The sequence below is a fragment of the Mucilaginibacter sp. RCC_168 genome, from assembly GCF_041355315.1.
In the GTDB taxonomy this organism is placed as follows: domain Bacteria; phylum Bacteroidota; class Bacteroidia; order Sphingobacteriales; family Sphingobacteriaceae; genus Mucilaginibacter.
In genome coordinates this window covers 176,130-193,291 of sequence record NZ_JBFUPN010000008.1, presented here as the reverse complement: position 1 = coordinate 193,291, position 17,162 = coordinate 176,130, and the positions used below count along the sequence as shown (strand labels likewise).

Here is a 17,162-nt window from a genome sequence, read left to right as displayed (position 1 = left end):
TAAAATACTAAATTTATTTTCATATTTGTGCATGGATGTTAAGCGGCATATTGTGCATATCGACCTTGATTCCTTCTTTGTATCGGTTGAGCGCAAGTTTGACCCCAGCCTGATAGGTAAGGCGGTGATCATTGGCGGCTCGGTTGACAGGGGAGTGGTATCATCATGCAGCTATGAGGCGCGTGCCTACGGTGTACACTCGGCTATGCCCACCCGGCAGGCAGTTAAGCTTTGTCCGCATGCTATTGTGCTTCATGGCAGCCATGGCCGCTATTCAGAGGCCTCGCGCGAGGTTACCCAGATCATCCATGACTCGGTGCCACTTTATCAAAAAACATCTGTTGATGAGTTTTATATAGATTTAACGGGTATGGAGCGTTTTCATGATTGTTACCAGATAGCCTCCAACCTGCGTCAGAAAGTGATCCGCGAAACCGGACTGCCCATTTCCTTTGGTATGGCATCTGGCAAAACGGTAGCCAAAATGGCTACCAACCAGGCCAAACCAAATGGACAGCTATATATTAAACATGGCGAGGAACTGGCTTTTTTAGCGCCATTGTCCATTAGTAAAATACCAGGTTTGGGAGAGAGTACCTGTCAGAAAATGTATCAATATGGCATTGAAAGGATCGGCGATCTGCAAAAAACCAACGTTCGTTTTCTGGAGGCCATTTTTGGTAAGGCCGGTAAATATTTATGGGAAAAGGCCCATGGTATCGACCCCAGCGAAGTAGTTCCGCATAGCGACCGTAAATCGATATCAACAGAGCATACTTTTTTCAGCAACGTGAATGACCCGCGTACATTGGAAAATATATTGGTATCCATGACTGAAGAGTTATCGGGTAAACTACGCCGGGAGAATAAACTTTCGTCCTGTATGGCCATCAAGATCCGGTATGCCAATTTTGAAACTCATACCCAGCAACAGAAAATACCGCTTACCGCGGCCGAGCATATCCTGATCCCCGGGGTTAAAAACCTGCTCAAAAAAGCGTGGAACCAGCACCGGCCTATCAGACTGATAGGCGTGAGGCTGAGCGACCTTTGTACCGGCAGTTATCAGATCAATTTATTTGAGGATAATGAAGAACAGATCAGGCTTTACCAGGCCATGGACAGGATCAATTTTAAATTTGGCGATAAAACCGTTTGCCGCGCCGCCGGTATGGAAATAGGCACACGCAATTTTAACCCGTTTATGAAAGGCTAACCGCTGATTTATGATGATTTCGTTGATTGCGCTGATCTTTTGCTACGAGCAATCCTCAAAGGATTGTTTTTGCCCGGCTATGCTTTACTTGTTATCTTCAATTCCCTTTCGGCCATAAAGGCGAAGGAATCGCGGTAGTCAACGGGTAGTTTGTCGCCTTTGAATTTGAAATGGTATGGTGTCCCGGTGCCAATACCTTTTATGGTTAGTTGATTATTACCCAAGTACTCGAACCAGCGGGTGGGCTGATCTGTAGGTGCTTTTTGAGCATGTACCTCCACAACTGGTTGGCTTTTGGCGGCTTTTTCTTCCATAAGCCAGGCCTGTCTTTTTTTTCCGCAGCAATTCATGTTATTCTTCTTTTTTATCAGTTAATTTAAATAGCAGGCAGGCCGCTCCCGAGAGTGCCAGCCAAATGATAATTCCCTGTAGCCATTGGTTACACAAAAGAGCAGCAAAAGGGATGGCAACCCACATGCTGAGGCAATAAAAGCAATCGAGCAGGTCTCCGAAGAAACCCTGCCCGAAAAGCTTTCTGAATTTGATCACGATATCAAATGGCCCATCTTCCTGTGAAAATAAATGCGAGATGCGCCAAATGGCCAGCGTGCAAATTATAAAACCGGTGATGTTAACACTCATCATGGATTAAGACGCTCCATCATAATTTGGGAATAGGCATTGTACGGGCCCGAATTACCGGTGTTATACCCATTGGTAACGCGTTGACTGGCGGTTAAACCAAAGGAATAAATGGTAAAGTATTCACCCGTTTTAATCCAGCCATCGCCAACAGGTCGTGGTTGTACTTGTGCACTCACCAGGCCAGGATTACTGTAATCGTCCTGTGTGCCTTTGTAACCAGGGCAGGCGTCATGAACATTTGACGGATTTGATCCTCCCGGAAACGTGTGCGATCCGGTAATAGTAAAATCGCCCTCAATGTTGGCATTCAGGTCAAGCGCTGTTCCAGGGCATCTGGTCATGTTTAAGCTGTAAGTATCCACAAAACCATAAGGATCATTGGCTTCAAATGAAAATACCATAGGTGTTTTCAACTGTGCATCGGTTAAGCGGTACAATCCGCAGCCACCGCTTACAATAGCAGGATCGTTCAATACGGCGCCGGTCATCTGGAACTGAAGTCCACGGTTATGGATATATAGCGCGATAAGATCGGTGGCGTTGCTTACATGAGCGCCCGCGGCATCATAGCCATCTACCCGTACATAAAATGTACCTGGGGTGGTTATGCCTGCTATCACATCATAAAGCGCGGTGTTCAGCTGCATATATCTGTCGAAGTTGGAAAATTCCCAATCAATGCCATCTGCAAATATTTGCCGTTGAATGTTCATATAGGCTGGAACCAGACCATTTAAGGTGCCGCCTGCAGCCGGATAAAAAGGCCCCACGTCATCGCCAATATAATTGGGCAGATTGCGTTTAGAGAACTTAGGATGCTTATAATTCTGACTTACATAAGTCCAGCCCGAAGTACCTGCCCGGTTAACACGGATAGTGTACCACCTGATCTTGTTATCAACAGCGCTTTTGGTAGCATCATACATGCAGCCGCGCATATCGATAGTGCCGTTCCACGCCGCGCATTCTACATGAAAACCGGCAAGCGAACTGTTAACCGATATTACCCCGTTTGATTCCAGGTAATTAGAATCGCCGTAACGACGTAATGAGGCGGCTGACGTTGAAGCTAAGGTGTTCTGGTTGCCGCCAATGAAAACATTGCCCAGGCTGCCGATGAGATTACCATTAAAGCAGGCTGATGAAACATGTACGGTAGATTCTGGTAAGCAGAGATCAATTCTTCTCAGGTTTTGAATATTATAGTAAGGCGCGCTTTCAAACAACACCTGGTAAGGGGAATAACCTGTTACTTTTACGATAACATCCGGATACAATACCGTGTTGATATCTTCGCCCGGGCCAACGTCCGATGCATCTTCCAAACCGGGGAAGGTCATATCAAAACTAAAACGGAAGATATAATTTCCGTTCATGTCGGTAATGGTATCGCCAAGTAGGCGCCTTTCTCCGGTTCCGGTATACGCGCCGCCGAGCAGTTCGGAACCGGTACGGTCGTACTCCTCAAAGGTGAGGGTTAAATTTGACCCAGGCCCGCTTAAGCAATACCGGTACAAGCCACCGATATTTTTAGCCAGTGAAATGTTTTCTGCCGACTGTGCCAATATTTGTTTTGAGGCTACATTGGGGGTAGAAGAGACCAATTGGAAATTACTTGCAGCAAATGCAGAAACTGTTTCATCTGCCGCTTTCAGATTCCTTTTTGTTTCCACAGGTGCACTCCGGGTATACTGCAAAGCCGTATTAGCTTGCGTCGCTTCGTTGGTGAGGTCAAAAACTATAGGCTTAAAGTATGGCGCCGGATCGGGCGGGTTAACAGATCCGGGTATGCGCTCAGGATAATACTTATTGATATAATCCTTGAGCAGCGGGTTCTTTAATGCCTGTAATAAACCTGGATAAGTATCGATCACATAAGGGAACCTGCGGCAGGGATTAAAAATGCACGAGCCGCTGTAAAGCGTTACATTACCGTAAATAATAAAATCGTTAATATTTACCGGTGATGAACAAGTGAGCACCAGATCGTTAAAATCGGTATCTCCGCCGGCATCGTTTGATTGTATATCAAACACATAGTTGCTTCCCACCTGGTGCGGAAAGGTGAGTTTGGTTTCTGATGCCTGAAACCCTGTGCCCGGATCATTTTGAATGGCAATTGACCATTGGTTCCCGGTTACAGAAACAGATGTTCCGGGTGTGCCCGGATGACTGCCATTGGCTGATGTGGCTCCCTGTACCACAAAACGCTGCGGAAAAGAAGCATTTTTTGATTTAACGGTAACTGTCCAGTTACCTTGCATTGCAATTATCATAGCTATAGGTTTTAATTGAGCTTACTCTTGGTTCGGATTTTCGGCTTACTCCACTGCTTATTACTAATTGGTACTGAAGCGACAGGGATGCCGTTAGGGCAGGCATTCGCTCACAGGTGTATTATTATAAAATATTAATACCCTTAGGCTGATGTAAAATTAGATACGCGATACATGAATCAGTTTAGTATTTACACGTGATGTGGTGAGTAGTTTTACCCGAATTGGAGTTCGGAATCAACGTTGAATGACGAGATATCCTGGCGTTTTTTACCATTGGTCAAAGGGCAAATACCATTGGTCAAACTGATTTCATTAGGTTAGACAAGGTGTGTTCTTTTGAATAAAAAAGAAAACATGATGGAAACCACACAACGTCAAACTTATTTGGATTGGTTAAGGATATTGTCCATTGCAGGAGTATTGTTTTTTCATTCGGCCATGCCTACAGAAGAAATAAGCCCAGTTGTAACACTTTCTGCCTGAAATTTATAACTTAACCGTATGAAATTTTTCCGGAGATATATTTTCCCCGCATTATATGGTCTGCTGATATATTTTACGATCAGAGTGCTGAATGATATTGTGATTGACATAGAGTTCTGGAAACGTTCCTGGGCTCTGAACACGCTGGAGATAGGCTTGAGTATATTAGTAGGGTATCTGGGGATCGCTCTTTTTAAATGGCTGTTTCGTTATTTTGATAAAAAAGGGACTGTTAAGTTAAGCTATAAAGGTTTGGTGAGGGAACTGTTCATTTTTGTAATGGCCAATCTGGTACTGATAAACCTGATATTTACTCCTATGGCTGCTTTTACTGATGACGGTCTTTCATGGGCAGATGCGGTTGATATTAACCTGATACCTACACTATATGCCATTATTTATTATGGAATAACACGTACTAACACCTGGTTAAAAGCCTATGTAAATAATAAGATGCAACTGGAAAAACTAACCAATGATCACCTGGAAACCGAACTGAAGTTTCTGAAAGCGCAATACCATCCGCATTTTTTGTTCAACGCGCTTAATACCATTTATTTTCAGATGGATGAAGACGTGGCTGGTGCTAAAAAAAGTACGGAGCTGCTTTCGAGCCTGTTGCGTTACCAGCTTTATGATCAGCAGCAACAAGTACCCATAAAGCAGGAACTTGAATATCTTCAAGACTATATCCAGCTTCAAAAGATAAGGGCCAGCCAGAAAATGCGTTTAAAGGTGGTTTTTGACGAAGGGCTTGCCGACCAGCAGGTATATCCTTTACTTTTGCTTCCGCTGGTTGAAAACGCCTTTAAGTATATTGGCGGTGATTATAGAATTGATATTTCGGCTAATATCAATGAAAAAGGAATGTTATTTAAAGTATATAATGATGTGCCGGCAACCATGAAGATAGCGGATAATTACAGCGGTATAGGACACGAAAACTTAAAAAGACGTTTAGAATTGCTTTATCCGGGTAAACACCGCCTGATAGCTGGTGGCGAAGCCGGTAGCTATGTTGCACAATTAGAATTAGAATTTTAGAACATGAGCCAGATAAGCTGTATTATTACCGATGATGAGCCCTTTGCCCGAAAAGGATTAGCGGGATACGTAAAAAAGGCGGGCTTTTTTGACCTGAAGGCCCAATGTGAGGATGCCATGGAGTTGAGTGCCGTTTTAGCCCGGCAGCCGGTTGATCTTTTGTTTTTGGATATACAAATGCCGCACCTAAGCGGGGTTGACTTTATCAAGTCATTACCCGATCCTCCGAAGGTGATCTTCACTACGGCTTTTAAGGAATATGCTACGGATGGATTTGACCTGGATGTGCTGGACTATTTACTCAAACCAATACCATTTGAACGGTTTATGAAAGCGGCTTTCAAGGCCAAAGATTATTTCGAACTGCGTAACAATAATATCAAAGAAGCGGATTATCTGTTTGTGAAAAGCGAGGGCAAATTAGAGAAAGTGGTATTTAGTGACGTATTGTACATCAAAGGAATGGAAAATTATGTGGAGATACATTTCCCGGGCCGAAGGATCATTACCCATAGTACATTAAAAGCCTTATTGGAGAAACTACCTAAATATGGTTTTTTACAAACCCATAAATCGTTTATTGTGGCTACTCAAAAAATTACGGCTATTGAGGGTAATATGCTCCACATCAATCATCACCAGGTGCCTATAAGCAGGCAGCTAAGGGAGCAGGTGATGTTTTCGCTGGTCAATCAAAGATAAAGCTATAGTTCTTTCTTCATGAGCAGGTCGGTTTGCTTGTCGCTTCCTAACATAAAAGGGTGACTTCCAAATACTTTAAAGCCATGTTTTTCATAAAAACTTAAGGCTTTTTGATTGTGTTCCCAAACACCCAGCCAAACGTATTGCAAATCCTTTTCCCTTGCCATTTGAAAGGCGAAGTTCAATAATTCATGACCTATCTTTTTGCCATGATATTCGGCCAAAACATAAATGCGCTCTACTTCAAGGGCCTTGCCGTCCTGTAGCTCGGTTTGGGCGGCATCGAGGTTTATTTTCATATATCCGGTAATATGCCCGTTAAGCATCGCAAAATAAAAGTGCGAACCGGGATTGAGCAATTCGGCCTGTATCCGTGGCAGCGTAAAAGCATTTGCAGCATAAGCCTCCATGTTTTCGGGCGTGTTCAGGTGCGCAAAGAAATCAAAAAATGTTTTTCTGCCGAAGGCTAACAGTGTCTCGGCATCAGCTATCGTGGCTTTTTGTATAATAATATTTTGGTCCGTCATCAAATTAATAAGAGCTTAATCAAATTGTTCCTTTAGCCTCACCAGCCGATCGATCATCAGGTTAAGCTTCTCTTCCTCATTTTTAAACATACGCGGTTTTAAATAAAAAGTGGTAAATAAAAACCAGATAATTATGGAACCGTAAGTGATGAGTTTAAAAAGGAGGGAGGAGGTTGATAATACTTCGGCAAAGTAGAGTGCGAGGCCGGCGCTGATGAGTAGTATGTAAATGTAGTAGAACCAGCCGATGATTTTTGTTCTTGTTTTTTGGTAGGCCTTTAGGCTGTCAAGGTACTCCGAGGGGTTTTGAGTGGCGTCGCGCTTACTCAAAATATGGTAGTGCCTTACTACGAGCGACAGGTACATGAGCATAGTGACCAGCACTATCAGAATACCCACGGTAGTAATCCACGATTTAAAGGCCAGGAAAAAGGTGACAATAAATGCAAACGCTGCTATAGCCACCATGGCCACAATGGTCCAGTATAACTTGGTAGTTATGCTTCGGATCCCCTTCTTTACCTGTTTCAGCACATCATCCACTGAAAGTTGATCTGGTTTTGGCTGTCCCTGCCAAACCGACATCAGATGATCAAAGTCTTTCATACTGGTTAAATAATTCTGTTAATTTTTGTTTTATACGATAAATCTTCACTCTCAGGTTTCCTTCTGATATGCCCGAAATGTCAGCTATTTCGGGGTACGGTACTTCATCAAGCACCATAGTTATTATAATTCTTTCCGACTCCTCCAGCTTTGAAATACACTTGTACAGCAAAGCTACCTGCTCGTTTTTATCCGATAGTTCTTCTCTTTTAGTTTCGGCTATCTGAGGGGTTAGCTCATCTTTAGCCTGTCTTTTTTCTGATCGTAAATAGGTTAAACAAGTGTTTACAGCAATGCGGTATATCCAGGTTGAAATCATGGCCTGGTTGCGAAACTTCTCTAAATTTTGCCAAACTTTTAAAAAAGTTTCCTGTAGCAGGTCGTTCGCGGCGTCATCGTCGCCGGTGTAACCATAACATAAATGGAATATCTTTTTAGAATTAGCTTCATATATTTGCTTGAATGCTGCTTCTTTGTTGGCCACGCGTTAATAGATTTTATTGTTAGATTAATGTAAAGGCTATATGTTACAACTGATAATCATTCTTTTTAAACCAAACCAGCTTTTTTTCGGCATCGTCGAGCAGGGTATTATAACTCTCCAGGCAATCAAACTGCAGGTCCTCATGCAGCTTTCCTATCAATCCGCGTATCTTTTCAACCTGCCGGGTTAATATCAGCCTGATGGGTTTGTAAGTGGTACGTCTGTCGGCATATTCCAGGTAGTTAACACAAAAATTCAGCAACAATTCAATTTCCACTTCTTTTGAGCCTGCAAATTTAGTGTATTTGCTCAGTAGCCTTAAAATTTTACGCATACCTTTTGCTGCATGGTAGCTCAGAGCCGATAACTGACTGAACATAAAACCGGCTTCGCCCTTTACTTTTTCAACAAAAGCAGCTTCGTCATAGGCCTCAAATAATAAGTAAGCCAGCAACTCCTTATTCTCCTTTTTATAACGTGCCAAACGGAGCAAAAGCTCTGCTAACTGCTCCTGCGACAAGTGTTGAGTTTCTTTTTTTATATGCTGTAAACCGTATGTGGTAATACTCATAATCGTTTGGTATCAAGTTAGTTTATTTTAGTATCAAGTAGCTGGTATCAAGTATCAAGACTTTGATTATAAGGACGTAAAACTAAGACGGCGATCAGCCTTTATTAGATCTTGATACTTGATACTGGCTACTTGATACCAACCGAACTGCTTTTAAAATTATTAATTTTTGTAGTTTAGCGCCCTGCAATAAGTTTTATGCCAAAAAATAACCTGACACTTTACATCTTTATCGCCCTTGTATTGGGTGTAATAACCGGCTACATTTACAATGTAAGCGTAATTAATGCCATCAACGTAAAAATTAATACAGCCGATGCTAATATTAAAACCATTAACACCAAATTGGTTTTATTAAACGATACTACAGCTGCCGGGCACATTGCGCTACAGGCACAAAAAGCACAACAATTAAAGATCAGTAAAGATAACAATTCTATCCGCGAGGATAAACTGGAAGGCTTTTCCATTTTAAGCGAAATATTTCTAAGGCTCATCAAGATGATTGTGGCGCCTCTGGTTTTTACCACATTGGTAGTAGGAGTGGCCAAAGTAGGCGATATCAAAGCGGTGGGACGCATTGGAGGCAAAACCATGTTATGGTTTATCAGCGCTACGCTGGTTTCCTTGTTATTAGGTATGTTGTTAGTTAACCTGTTTCAACCAGGTAAAGCCATGCACCTGCCATTGCCGGATAGTCATTTAAGTACGGGTATCAAGAAAACGACCTTGTCGTTTATTGAATTTGTAGGCCACGTTTTCCCCAGAAGTATTTTTGAGGCCATGGCCAATAATGAGATCTTACAGATAGTAGTGTTTGCCATGTTTTTTGGTGTAGCGACAGCTGCCATTGGCGAGCAGGGAAAAATCGTGATCAAAGCCATGGACGCCATAGCTCATGTGATATTAAAAATTACAGGCTATGTAATGAAAGTAGCCCCATTGGCTGTTTTTGGAGCCATCACTGCGGTGATAGCCAAGCAGGGCCTGGGCGTATTATCAACCTACGGCATTTTTATAAGTGAGTTTTATTTTTCGTTGATCATGCTTTGGCTGATCATTATTATGGTTGGCTTCATCGTATTAAAAAAGCCGGTGTTTAAATTAATAGGCCGCATAAAAGATGCTATGCTGATAGCTTTCAGTACATCAACCAGTGAGGCTGCTTATCCTAAAGTATTGCTGGAATTGGAGAACTTTGGTTGCAGTAATAAAATTGTAAGTTTTGTATTGCCTTTGGGTTACTCGTTCAATCTGGATGGCTCCATGATGTATATGACTTTTGCTTCCCTGTTTCTGGCACAATCATACGATATTCATCTATCTTTTGGTCACCAGTTATCTATGCTGCTCGTGCTCATGTTAACCAGCAAAGGCGTAGCCGGGGTTCCAAGAGCATCATTGGTGGTTATTGCCGCCACACTATCCATGTTCAATATTCCCGAAGCTGGTTTGTTTTTACTGATAGGTATCGACCCATTATTAGACATGGGCCGGTCGGCGACAAACGTTTTGGGCAATGCCATGGCCGCCGCAGTAGTAAGTAAATGGGAAGGGGAATTAGATAATTAGTGAATTATTGATTTAGTGAATTAGTGATTTTAAGTAGTTTTTAATTATTGATTGATTAAATAATAATGGAAGATAATAACAAAACGGCCTTTGCAGAGATGTTCAGACAGCGAACCAAAAAGTTTGTTGTAGATAATATTAAATTTTTTAGAACTTTGCCGCAGACGGAAGAAGCAAAAATTATAGGCAGGCAATTGTTAAGATCATCTTCATCTGTTGGAGCTAACTATCGGGCTGCCTGCAGAGCACGATCACAAGCTGAGTTTCATGCTAAACTTTCCATCGTTGTAGAGGAAGCAGATGAAGCTTTGTTTTGGATGGAGGTTCTGGTAGATGCAGGAGTAGTAACAGAATTAAGTTTATCGACATTGGCAGATGAAGCAAGCCAAATTCTTAAAATAGCTTCCGCGTCAAGAAAAACAGTATCAAAAAATAACGATGTTAAATAATTCACTAACTCGCTAATTCACTAACTCACTAATTAATTTCCATGTCTGATCGTTCCAAGAAAATATTTTTCGCTCTTACTATTATAGTGCCGTTTTTGGCCTACTGCTTTTATTATTATGGCATGATGATCAAAAACGCGCCGTATCGTTTCTCTGATTTTGAATCGATGTCGATTCAGTTCGGTCCTGTGGATAGCCTGATCAATAAATATGACTCCAAAACAGGCGATTATCAATATGTAAATAAACAAGACTCTTTAGTGAAAATGCACCTGCGTTTAACCAACGATGACTTGCTTTATTTGCATCATAAGGCTGCCGACCTGGGTTTCTGGGATTTCCCGGTAAAAGAACTGGCTGATAGCACAAAGGGCAAAAACAAGTCGATACGCTACATTATCGAGTTTAAATACAAGAAAAAAAGCAAGCGGGTAGTTTATGATAGCGGCTTCGTGGGCGACATCCGGTTAATTGATGCCAACAAAACATTGATCAAAGAAATTCAGCAAAGTTTATATACCGCTGAGGAAAGATTAAAGAAATGATGATGAAATATCTTTTAGCCTTCTTACTCTCATTTACATACGTGTGTGGCTTTGCTCAGCAAATAAGTTATGAGGAGTGGAAAAAGGAATCAAAGGATAATATAAGGCTACTCCCTGAGTACGGGCATGTGCCTAAAACAGCAGAGCAAATCGAAGCCGATCAGCGGTTAATTGACACCGAACTTAAACAAAACGGCACACATCGGAAAGCTTCTGATCAACTGATTAAACTTGGTTTTTCCTATTTATACCAGGGGGATATCAAAACAGCTATGTATCGTTTTAATCAGGCTTATTTGCTTGATCCTAAAAATGAAAATATCTATTGGGGATTTGGCGCCGTTTATAGTTCTTTTAATGACAGCAAGGCCGCTATCGCACAATATGATAAAGGTTTGGCTATGAATCCCATAAGTTCGGTGATTTTAACAGATAAAGCCACTATCTACTTTATAGACTCTCAAAAGGATGGGAGTCAGGAAAAGCTGAATACGGCAATTAAACTTTTAACAACATCATATGGTATTGATGCTGCTAATATGAATACGACTTATAAACTCTCTGTTTGCTACTTTTTGCGGAAGGATTGCGTAAATGCCTGGAAATTTTATAATGAATGTATGAAGCAGGGTGGCCAGCCAATTGTTAAAGAATATACGGAAGCATTAAAAAAACAATGTAATAAGTAAATAAGGTGTTGTTTATTTAATAACCAATCCCTATATTTGCACCTCGAATTTTAAAACAATAATTAACAAACATGTACGCAATAGTAAGTATAGCCGGACAGCAATTCAAAGTTGCAAAAGACCAGCAGATCTTTGTACACAGATTACAAGGCGATGAGGGCGCTAGTATTGAATTTGACAGTGTATTGTTAGCAGAAAACGAAGGTAAATTCAAATTAGGTTCTGATTTGAAAGGCGCTAAAGTATCGGCTAAGATCGTGTCTCATTTAAAAGGTGATAAAGTAATTATCTTCAAAAAGAAAAGAAGAAAAGGTTACAAAAAGAAAAACGGTCACCGTCAGCAATTTACCAAGATCGAGATCACTGGTATTACATTATAATTAAAGTTTAAACCTGGGGTTGTTTATCGATTCCATAAAAATATTAAGAAATGGCACACAAAAAAGGGGCCGGTAGTTCCAGAAACGGCCGTGAGTCGCATAGCAAACGTTTAGGTATCAAAATATTCGGTGGTCAGCCAGCAATTGCAGGTAACATCATCGTACGTCAGCGTGGTACTAAACACAATCCTGGCGTTAACGTAGGTATTGGTAAAGATCATACTTTATTCGCTTTAGCTGATGGACACGTAGTGTTCAGAAAAAAAGCTGATAATCGTTCATACGTTTCTGTAGTTCCGGTTGCAGCAGCACCTGTTGATGAAGTTGCAGCTCCTGCACCAAAAGTAAAAGCGGAAAAGAAAGCAGTTGAAGCACCAGTAGCTGAAGTTGAAGCTACTGAAGCAGCTCCAAAAGCAAAAAAAGCAGCGGCTCCAAAAGCAAAGAAAGCTGATACAGAAGCAACTGAAGAAGCGGCAGCTGAGTAATTAGCTAAGCTAAACAGATACAAAAAAGCCCTGATCAACTTGATCAGGGCTTTTTTTATGCTATCGCGAGATAATCCGCATAGTTTCATCTCCCTTAGTTTGCTGAGATTAGTGCCTTCAGGTTTGTTTTGATCGGCGAACTTACACAGACTTGACACCGGTGCTGGTTAAAACTTTTATTTTTATCACTAAACATCTTTAAATGAAGAATAAAAAGGGATTCGAAATCCCTGCTGTACCGGCTGTATTATTATCTATTATAAGTGTGCAGGGTGGGGCGGCAATTGCCAAGGGTATCTTCCCGGTGTTGGGTGCTGCTTCAACCTCTGCATTAAGGATTGTTTTTTCTGCTATCATCCTGGTTGTTTTTAATCGACCCAATTTAAAAAGCCTGTCCAATGCGCAATGGAAAGCTGTAGCCTGGTATGGTTTAACGTTAGGAGCGATGAATATTATTTTTTACATGGCAATAGCCCGTATACCTCTTGCGTTAGGTGTTGCTCTGGAGTTTATTGGGCCACTGGCACTCGCCTTAACCGGTTCTAAACGGGGCATAGACTTTTTATGGGTGACCCTGGCAGCGGCAGGGATAGCCCTGATAGCGCCATGGAGTAATAATGGGTTGGATGTTATTGGTGTTCTTCTGGCCTTACTTGCCGGTGCATTGTGGGCTGGCTACATTGTCCTGGGTGGGCGCATCTCCAAAATAATGGATGGTGGTAAAGCCGTGAGCATTGGTATGGTCTTCGCTTCTGCGGTAGTATTACCGGTAGCTATAGGGAATGGATTATTAAGCCATTTCAGGCCCGGCATGTTGCTGTCTGGCTTTCTGTTAGCCTTACTTTCGAGTGCCATTCCTTTTACGCTGGAGATGAGTGCTTTGCGGAGGATCCCTGCAAAAACATTCAGTATCTTAATGAGCCTTGAACCCGCTGTTGCAGCGTTTTCAGGTCTTATTTTTCTTCACGAATACCTTTCTTTAAATGAATGGATAGCAGTAGCACTGATCATTATAGCAAGTGCGGGTGCAACTATGAAGATGAAAAACCCTGTACCGGAATCCTGATTTAAAAAGCCCCATCAATTTGATCCGGGCCTTTTGAGATGAATTTCATGTACACCTTATTGATGGGGTGCCGAAATAAATTCGGTATGACTCAAAGTGGTGATCAAATTAAATTAAAACTCCCTTACCAATAAGCTATCGGCAAACTGGCGCAGGTATTGGCGACGCTCTTCAGGCAGGTTAATGTTATCCAGGGCCTTAAATGCCTTGTCGGCATAAGTGTGCATGGCTTCTTCGGCGTATTTTCTTATTTGCAGCTCATTGTAGATATCGGTAACGGCGGTTACTTTCTCTGGCACATCAAACAGTTGTATGGTGAGCCAGTTGTTCAGCTCCTGAGCCCGGTGATCTTTGGCCAGTTCAAGAGCTTTGATAAGCAGGTACGTTTTTTTGTTGGAGATAATATCGCCGCCAACCTGTTTCCCAAATTTATCGGGATCACCATACACATCCAGTATATCATCCTGCAGTTGGAATGCAATACCCAGATTCACTCCAAAATCATATAGTAATTGTGCATCTGCCAGTTTTGCACCCCCTATAATGGCACCTATTTTAAGTGTGCCACCTAATAATACAGCGGTTTTAAGGCGTATCATATTCAGGTATTCATCAATAATCACATTGCCGCGCTGTTCAAAGCTCATATCAATCTGCTGGCCCTCGCATACACCGGTGGCGGTTTCATTAAAAACATTCATTACCTGGCGTAAAATAGCATCAGGAACCCGCATTATCAGCTTGTTCGACTCCACCATCATGGCATCACCTGAAAGTATGGCTACATTGGCATTCCATTTTTCATGTACAGTTACCTGGCCGCGGCGTAGAGGAGCGTTATCCATGATGTCATCATGCATCAGCGTGAAGTTATGGAAAACCTCGATAGCAAGCGCTGGTTGTACTGCACTCTCCACATCGCCATCAAAAAGATCGCAGGCCATGAGTAAAAGCGCTGGTCTGAGGCGTTTACCGCCAAGAGCCAGTATATAACTTATAGGTTCATATAAGTCGGCAGGTTGCTGGGGGAAGGCGAGTTTATCGATAGCCTCGCTTATCAACATCTGCAGATCTGTAAGTTGCTTCATTCTTTATTTGGTTCACACGTTCATTAGTTCATTAGTTCACCGGTATTTTATAGTGGATAGATATTGAACAAACCACCAATGAACCAGTTAACTAACGAACGGATGAACTAATCTTGTACTAATGAAAAGTCAATTTGTTTTTTGGTAAGGTCAACATTCTTCACCCTGATCTGTACCTCATCACCAAGCTGGTAGATCTTCTTTTTACGTTGACCGATAATGGCATAGTTTTTCTCATCCAGCGTATAAAAATCATCAGATATATCGCGTAAGCGGATCATACCCTCGCACTTATTCTCGATGATCTCTACATACATACCCCATTCCGTAACACCCGATATGATACCGGTAAACATATTGCCAACCTGATCTTTCAAATATTCTGCCTGTTTGTATTTAATGGAGGCACGTTCGGCATCGGCAGCTTTTTTCTCCATTTGCGAACTGTGGGAACATAGCTTTTCATAATGCTCGGCATTGGCGGATTGACCGCCGTGCAAATAATGAAACAAAAGCCGGTGCACCATCACGTCAGGGTAGCGGCGGATAGGAGAGGTGAAATGTGTATAATGATCAAAGGCCAGTCCGTAATGGCTGCTGGTTTTGGTGGTATAAATAGCTTTAGCCATTGACCTGATGGCCAATTGGGTAAGCACGTTTTGCTCTTTTTTGCCCTCCACATCTTCCATCAGGAAGTTAAGTGATTTAGCCGTTTCCTTATCTGATTTGGTATTTACCTTGTAACCAAAACGCGCGGCAAACTGCGCAAAATTAGCCAGGGCATCGGGTTTAGGTGAGTCGTGTGCACGGTATACAAAAGTATATTTATGCTTGCCTTTGCCCAGTTTGCTTACATATTCGGCTACTTTGCGGTTGGCCAGGAGCATAAAGTCTTCGATAAGTTTATGGGCATCTTTACGTTCCTTTACATAAACGCCGGTTGGTTTACCATGCTCATCCAGCTTAAATTTAATTTCGGTAGCTTCAAAACTGATAGCCCCATTCTTGAATTTGCGCTCACGTAATTTGTAAGCCAATGCATTGAGTTTTAAAATCTCCTCTACAAAGTCGCCCGCTTTGTTTTCTATCACTTCCTGTACTTCCTCATAGGTGAAACGCCTGTCTGAATAGATGATAGTTTTACCATACCACTCGTTTATGATATAGGCATTTTCGTCCAGTTCAAATACAGCCGAAAAACATAGTTTTTCTTCTTTGGGCCGTAACGAGCATAGCCCGTTTGATAAGCGTTCGGGTAGCATGGGTATTACCCGGTCGACCAGGTAAACTGAGGTTGCACGTTCCAGCGCTTCTTTATCTAAGGCAGAATCAGGAGCGATATAATGGGATACGTCAGCAATGTGAACACCTACTTCATAATTGCCATTATCCAATTTTTTGAATGACAAAGCATCATCAAAATCCTTGGCATCAAAAGGGTCGATGGTGAATGTAGTGATATTTCTAAAGTCGCGTCGTTTGGATATTTCATGTTCTGAGATAACATCCGAGATCGCTTCTGCTTCATGTTCCACTTCGGCAGGAAAAGAAAGAGGGAAACCATACTCAGCCAATATGGCGTTCATTTCCGTATCATTTTCGCCCTGAGCACCCAGCACGTGTTTGATGCGGCCTATAGGGTTTTTAGCGTCAGTTGGCCAATCGGTAATTTCAGCAACCGCTTTTATTCCATTCTTAGCTCCGTTCAGTTCGCTGATGGGGATAAAGATGTCATGCATCATTTTACGATCATCAGGAATAAAAAACGCGAAGCGCTCTGATAGCTTTACGATACCGGTAAACTCCATTTTAGCCCTTTGGATGATCTCAATTACTTCACCCTCTTTGCGTTTACCTTTGCTTTTGGCATATACGTATACCTTAACACGGTCGCCATTTAAGGCGTTGCGCAGTTTACGGGGAGCTATGAATATATCGCTTTCAAATTCATCATCAGTAACAATAAAGGCCGAGCCATCATTGGTGAGATCAACCTTACCTTCAACAAATGTTTTTAACTCCAGCAATTGAAATTTGCCGGGCGAAAGTTCTTTTAATACCGATTTTTTGGCTTCGTCTTTTAATATATCAAATATGATCTCGCGTGCTTCCGGATCACGAACGTTTAGTTTAGCAGAAACTTGTTTGTAGTTTAACGGTGTATTACCGTTTTGTTCAAATATGTCAAGCACCATTTGGGTGAGCACCTGAACTATAGAAGAGTTATTTTTCTTTTTAGACATACATAAGTATTTGGTCAAAGATACGGAATTTGGAGATTAGGAGATGGAGGGGGAATAAGGATTTAGGGAACAAGGAGCAAGGATTTTT

General features: G+C 41.9%; 20 protein-coding genes. 11 read left to right on the top strand and 9 right to left on the bottom strand.

The window, feature by feature from the left end:
• Positions 1 to 31 precede the first annotated feature (31 nt).
• Positions 32 to 1,216, top strand: a complete 1,185-nt coding sequence (gene dinB, locus AB6735_RS09415; RefSeq protein WP_370995677.1) for a DNA polymerase IV — start codon at positions 32 to 34, stop codon at positions 1,214 to 1,216.
• A gap of 77 nt (positions 1,217 to 1,293) precedes the next feature.
• On the opposite strand, the gene AB6735_RS09410 is transcribed toward dinB, so the two are convergent.
• Genes AB6735_RS09410 through AB6735_RS09400 form a run of 3 tightly spaced genes read right to left on the bottom strand, consistent with a single transcriptional unit; the run spans position 1,294 to position 4,137 of the window.
• Positions 1,294 to 1,530 carry a hypothetical protein gene (locus tag AB6735_RS09410; protein WP_370995676.1) on the bottom strand — a complete coding sequence of 79 codons (237 nt, stop codon included), beginning with the start codon at positions 1,528 to 1,530 and terminating at the stop codon, positions 1,294 to 1,296.
• A 37-nt stretch (positions 1,531 to 1,567) separates the two neighbouring features.
• Entirely contained in the window at positions 1,568 to 1,861 is a 294-nt protein-coding gene (locus AB6735_RS09405) for a DUF1360 domain-containing protein (protein ID WP_370995675.1), read from the bottom strand.
• A complete protein-coding gene (locus AB6735_RS09400) occupies positions 1,858 to 4,137 on the bottom strand; it encodes a hypothetical protein (RefSeq protein ID WP_370995674.1) in 2,280 nt (759 codons plus the stop codon). The genes AB6735_RS09405 and AB6735_RS09400 overlap by 4 nt, the downstream gene beginning before the upstream one ends.
• Before the next feature lie 357 nt (positions 4,138 to 4,494).
• Between AB6735_RS09400 and AB6735_RS09395 the strand changes: the two genes are divergently transcribed.
• Genes AB6735_RS09395 through AB6735_RS09385 form a run of 3 tightly spaced genes read left to right on the top strand, consistent with a single transcriptional unit; the run spans position 4,495 to position 6,369 of the window.
• Positions 4,495 to 4,623 carry a hypothetical protein gene (locus AB6735_RS09395; RefSeq protein WP_370995673.1) on the top strand — a complete coding sequence of 43 codons (129 nt, stop codon included), beginning with the start codon at positions 4,495 to 4,497 and terminating at the stop codon, positions 4,621 to 4,623.
• Positions 4,624 to 4,641: 18 nt separating this feature from the next.
• Positions 4,642 to 5,667 carry a sensor histidine kinase gene (locus AB6735_RS09390; RefSeq protein ID WP_370995672.1) on the top strand — a complete coding sequence of 342 codons (1,026 nt, stop codon included), beginning with the start codon at positions 4,642 to 4,644 and terminating at the stop codon, positions 5,665 to 5,667.
• A 3-nt stretch (positions 5,668 to 5,670) separates the two neighbouring features.
• Positions 5,671 to 6,369, top strand: a complete 699-nt coding sequence (locus tag AB6735_RS09385) for a LytR/AlgR family response regulator transcription factor (RefSeq protein WP_370995671.1) — start codon at positions 5,671 to 5,673, stop codon at positions 6,367 to 6,369.
• 2 nt (positions 6,370 to 6,371) lie between these two features.
• Here the strand turns inward: AB6735_RS09385 and AB6735_RS09380 are convergent, their stop codons facing one another.
• From AB6735_RS09380 to AB6735_RS09365, 4 genes are read right to left on the bottom strand one after another with little or no spacing between them, the layout of a single operon-like run.
• Positions 6,372 to 6,896 carry a GNAT family N-acetyltransferase gene (locus AB6735_RS09380; protein ID WP_370995670.1) on the bottom strand — a complete coding sequence of 175 codons (525 nt, stop codon included), beginning with the start codon at positions 6,894 to 6,896 and terminating at the stop codon, positions 6,372 to 6,374.
• A gap of 15 nt (positions 6,897 to 6,911) precedes the next feature.
• The gene (locus AB6735_RS09375) at positions 6,912 to 7,502 is read right to left on the bottom strand and encodes a hypothetical protein (protein ID WP_076373348.1); all 591 of its coding nucleotides are present in this window, start codon (positions 7,500 to 7,502) and stop codon (positions 6,912 to 6,914) included.
• Entirely contained in the window at positions 7,489 to 7,986 is a 498-nt protein-coding gene (locus AB6735_RS09370; RefSeq protein ID WP_166086900.1) for an RNA polymerase sigma factor, read from the bottom strand. Before AB6735_RS09370 ends, AB6735_RS09375 begins: the two co-directional genes overlap by 14 nt.
• Positions 7,987 to 8,029: 43 nt before the next feature.
• Positions 8,030 to 8,557 (bottom strand): hypothetical protein, encoded by a 528-nt coding sequence (locus tag AB6735_RS09365; protein ID WP_370995669.1) that lies wholly within the window; start codon positions 8,555 to 8,557, stop codon positions 8,030 to 8,032.
• Positions 8,558 to 8,755: 198 nt separating this feature from the next.
• Here AB6735_RS09365 and AB6735_RS09360 point away from each other — a divergent pair, with 198 nt between their 5' ends.
• The 7 genes from AB6735_RS09360 (at position 8,756) to AB6735_RS09330 (ending at position 13,743) form a co-directional block, all read left to right on the top strand.
• A complete protein-coding gene (locus AB6735_RS09360) occupies positions 8,756 to 10,129 on the top strand; it encodes a dicarboxylate/amino acid:cation symporter (protein WP_370995668.1) in 1,374 nt (457 codons plus the stop codon).
• 65 nt (positions 10,130 to 10,194) lie between these two features.
• Complete coding sequence (locus AB6735_RS09355) at positions 10,195 to 10,578, top strand: four helix bundle protein (RefSeq protein ID WP_370995667.1); 384 nt, start codon at positions 10,195 to 10,197, stop codon at positions 10,576 to 10,578.
• A gap of 41 nt (positions 10,579 to 10,619) precedes the next feature.
• Entirely contained in the window at positions 10,620 to 11,123 is a 504-nt protein-coding gene (locus AB6735_RS09350) for a hypothetical protein (RefSeq protein ID WP_370995666.1), read from the top strand.
• On the top strand, positions 11,120 to 11,812 hold the full coding sequence (locus tag AB6735_RS09345; protein ID WP_370995665.1) for a tetratricopeptide repeat protein: 693 nt from the start codon (positions 11,120 to 11,122) through the stop codon (positions 11,810 to 11,812). The genes AB6735_RS09350 and AB6735_RS09345 overlap by 4 nt, the downstream gene beginning before the upstream one ends.
• A gap of 71 nt (positions 11,813 to 11,883) precedes the next feature.
• Positions 11,884 to 12,192, top strand: a complete 309-nt coding sequence (gene rplU / locus AB6735_RS09340; RefSeq protein WP_090467954.1) for a 50S ribosomal protein L21 — start codon at positions 11,884 to 11,886, stop codon at positions 12,190 to 12,192.
• A 50-nt stretch (positions 12,193 to 12,242) separates the two neighbouring features.
• On the top strand, positions 12,243 to 12,677 hold the full coding sequence (gene rpmA / locus AB6735_RS09335; protein ID WP_370995664.1) for a 50S ribosomal protein L27: 435 nt from the start codon (positions 12,243 to 12,245) through the stop codon (positions 12,675 to 12,677).
• A 202-nt stretch (positions 12,678 to 12,879) separates the two neighbouring features.
• Positions 12,880 to 13,743, top strand: a complete 864-nt coding sequence (locus tag AB6735_RS09330) for a DMT family transporter (RefSeq protein ID WP_370995663.1) — start codon at positions 12,880 to 12,882, stop codon at positions 13,741 to 13,743.
• 113 nt (positions 13,744 to 13,856) lie between these two features.
• On the opposite strand, the gene AB6735_RS09325 is transcribed toward AB6735_RS09330, so the two are convergent.
• Both AB6735_RS09325 and rnr read right to left on the bottom strand, forming a co-directional pair.
• Entirely contained in the window at positions 13,857 to 14,831 is a 975-nt protein-coding gene (locus tag AB6735_RS09325) for a polyprenyl synthetase family protein (RefSeq protein WP_370995662.1), read from the bottom strand.
• A gap of 107 nt (positions 14,832 to 14,938) precedes the next feature.
• On the bottom strand, positions 14,939 to 17,074 hold the full coding sequence (gene rnr / locus AB6735_RS09320; RefSeq protein ID WP_370995661.1) for a ribonuclease R: 2,136 nt from the start codon (positions 17,072 to 17,074) through the stop codon (positions 14,939 to 14,941).
• Between the last annotated feature and the right edge of the window lie 88 nt (positions 17,075 to 17,162).

Bases quoted from the DNA above. Each gene is read 5' to 3' on its own strand.
- AB6735_RS09395 (WP_370995673.1), top strand. From the start codon at position 4,495: ATGATGGAAACCACACAACGTCAAACTTATTTGGATTGGTTAAGGATA.
- AB6735_RS09385 (WP_370995671.1), top strand. From the start codon at position 5,671: ATGAGCCAGATAAGCTGTATTATTACCGATGATGAGCCCTTTGCCCGA.
- AB6735_RS09355 (WP_370995667.1), top strand. From the start codon at position 10,195: ATGGAAGATAATAACAAAACGGCCTTTGCAGAGATGTTCAGACAGCGA.
- AB6735_RS09400 (WP_370995674.1), bottom strand. From the start codon at position 4,137: ATGATAATTGCAATGCAAGGTAACTGGACAGTTACCGTTAAATCAAAA.
- AB6735_RS09390 (WP_370995672.1), top strand. From the start codon at position 4,642: ATGAAATTTTTCCGGAGATATATTTTCCCCGCATTATATGGTCTGCTG.
- AB6735_RS09325 (WP_370995662.1), bottom strand. From the start codon at position 14,831: ATGAAGCAACTTACAGATCTGCAGATGTTGATAAGCGAGGCTATCGAT.
- AB6735_RS09410 (WP_370995676.1), bottom strand. From the start codon at position 1,530: ATGGAAGAAAAAGCCGCCAAAAGCCAACCAGTTGTGGAGGTACATGCT.
- AB6735_RS09405 (WP_370995675.1), bottom strand. From the start codon at position 1,861: ATGATGAGTGTTAACATCACCGGTTTTATAATTTGCACGCTGGCCATT.
- AB6735_RS09375 (WP_076373348.1), bottom strand. From the start codon at position 7,502: ATGAAAGACTTTGATCATCTGATGTCGGTTTGGCAGGGACAGCCAAAA.
- AB6735_RS09330 (WP_370995663.1), top strand. From the start codon at position 12,880: ATGAAGAATAAAAAGGGATTCGAAATCCCTGCTGTACCGGCTGTATTA.
- AB6735_RS09365 (WP_370995669.1), bottom strand. From the start codon at position 8,557: ATGAGTATTACCACATACGGTTTACAGCATATAAAAAAAGAAACTCAA.
- AB6735_RS09380 (WP_370995670.1), bottom strand. From the start codon at position 6,896: ATGACGGACCAAAATATTATTATACAAAAAGCCACGATAGCTGATGCC.
- rplU (WP_090467954.1), top strand. From the start codon at position 11,884: ATGTACGCAATAGTAAGTATAGCCGGACAGCAATTCAAAGTTGCAAAA.
- dinB (WP_370995677.1), top strand. From the start codon at position 32: ATGGATGTTAAGCGGCATATTGTGCATATCGACCTTGATTCCTTCTTT.
- rpmA (WP_370995664.1), top strand. From the start codon at position 12,243: ATGGCACACAAAAAAGGGGCCGGTAGTTCCAGAAACGGCCGTGAGTCG.
- AB6735_RS09360 (WP_370995668.1), top strand. From the start codon at position 8,756: ATGCCAAAAAATAACCTGACACTTTACATCTTTATCGCCCTTGTATTG.
- AB6735_RS09350 (WP_370995666.1), top strand. From the start codon at position 10,620: ATGTCTGATCGTTCCAAGAAAATATTTTTCGCTCTTACTATTATAGTG.
- rnr (WP_370995661.1), bottom strand. From the start codon at position 17,074: ATGTCTAAAAAGAAAAATAACTCTTCTATAGTTCAGGTGCTCACCCAA.
- AB6735_RS09345 (WP_370995665.1), top strand. From the start codon at position 11,120: ATGATGATGAAATATCTTTTAGCCTTCTTACTCTCATTTACATACGTG.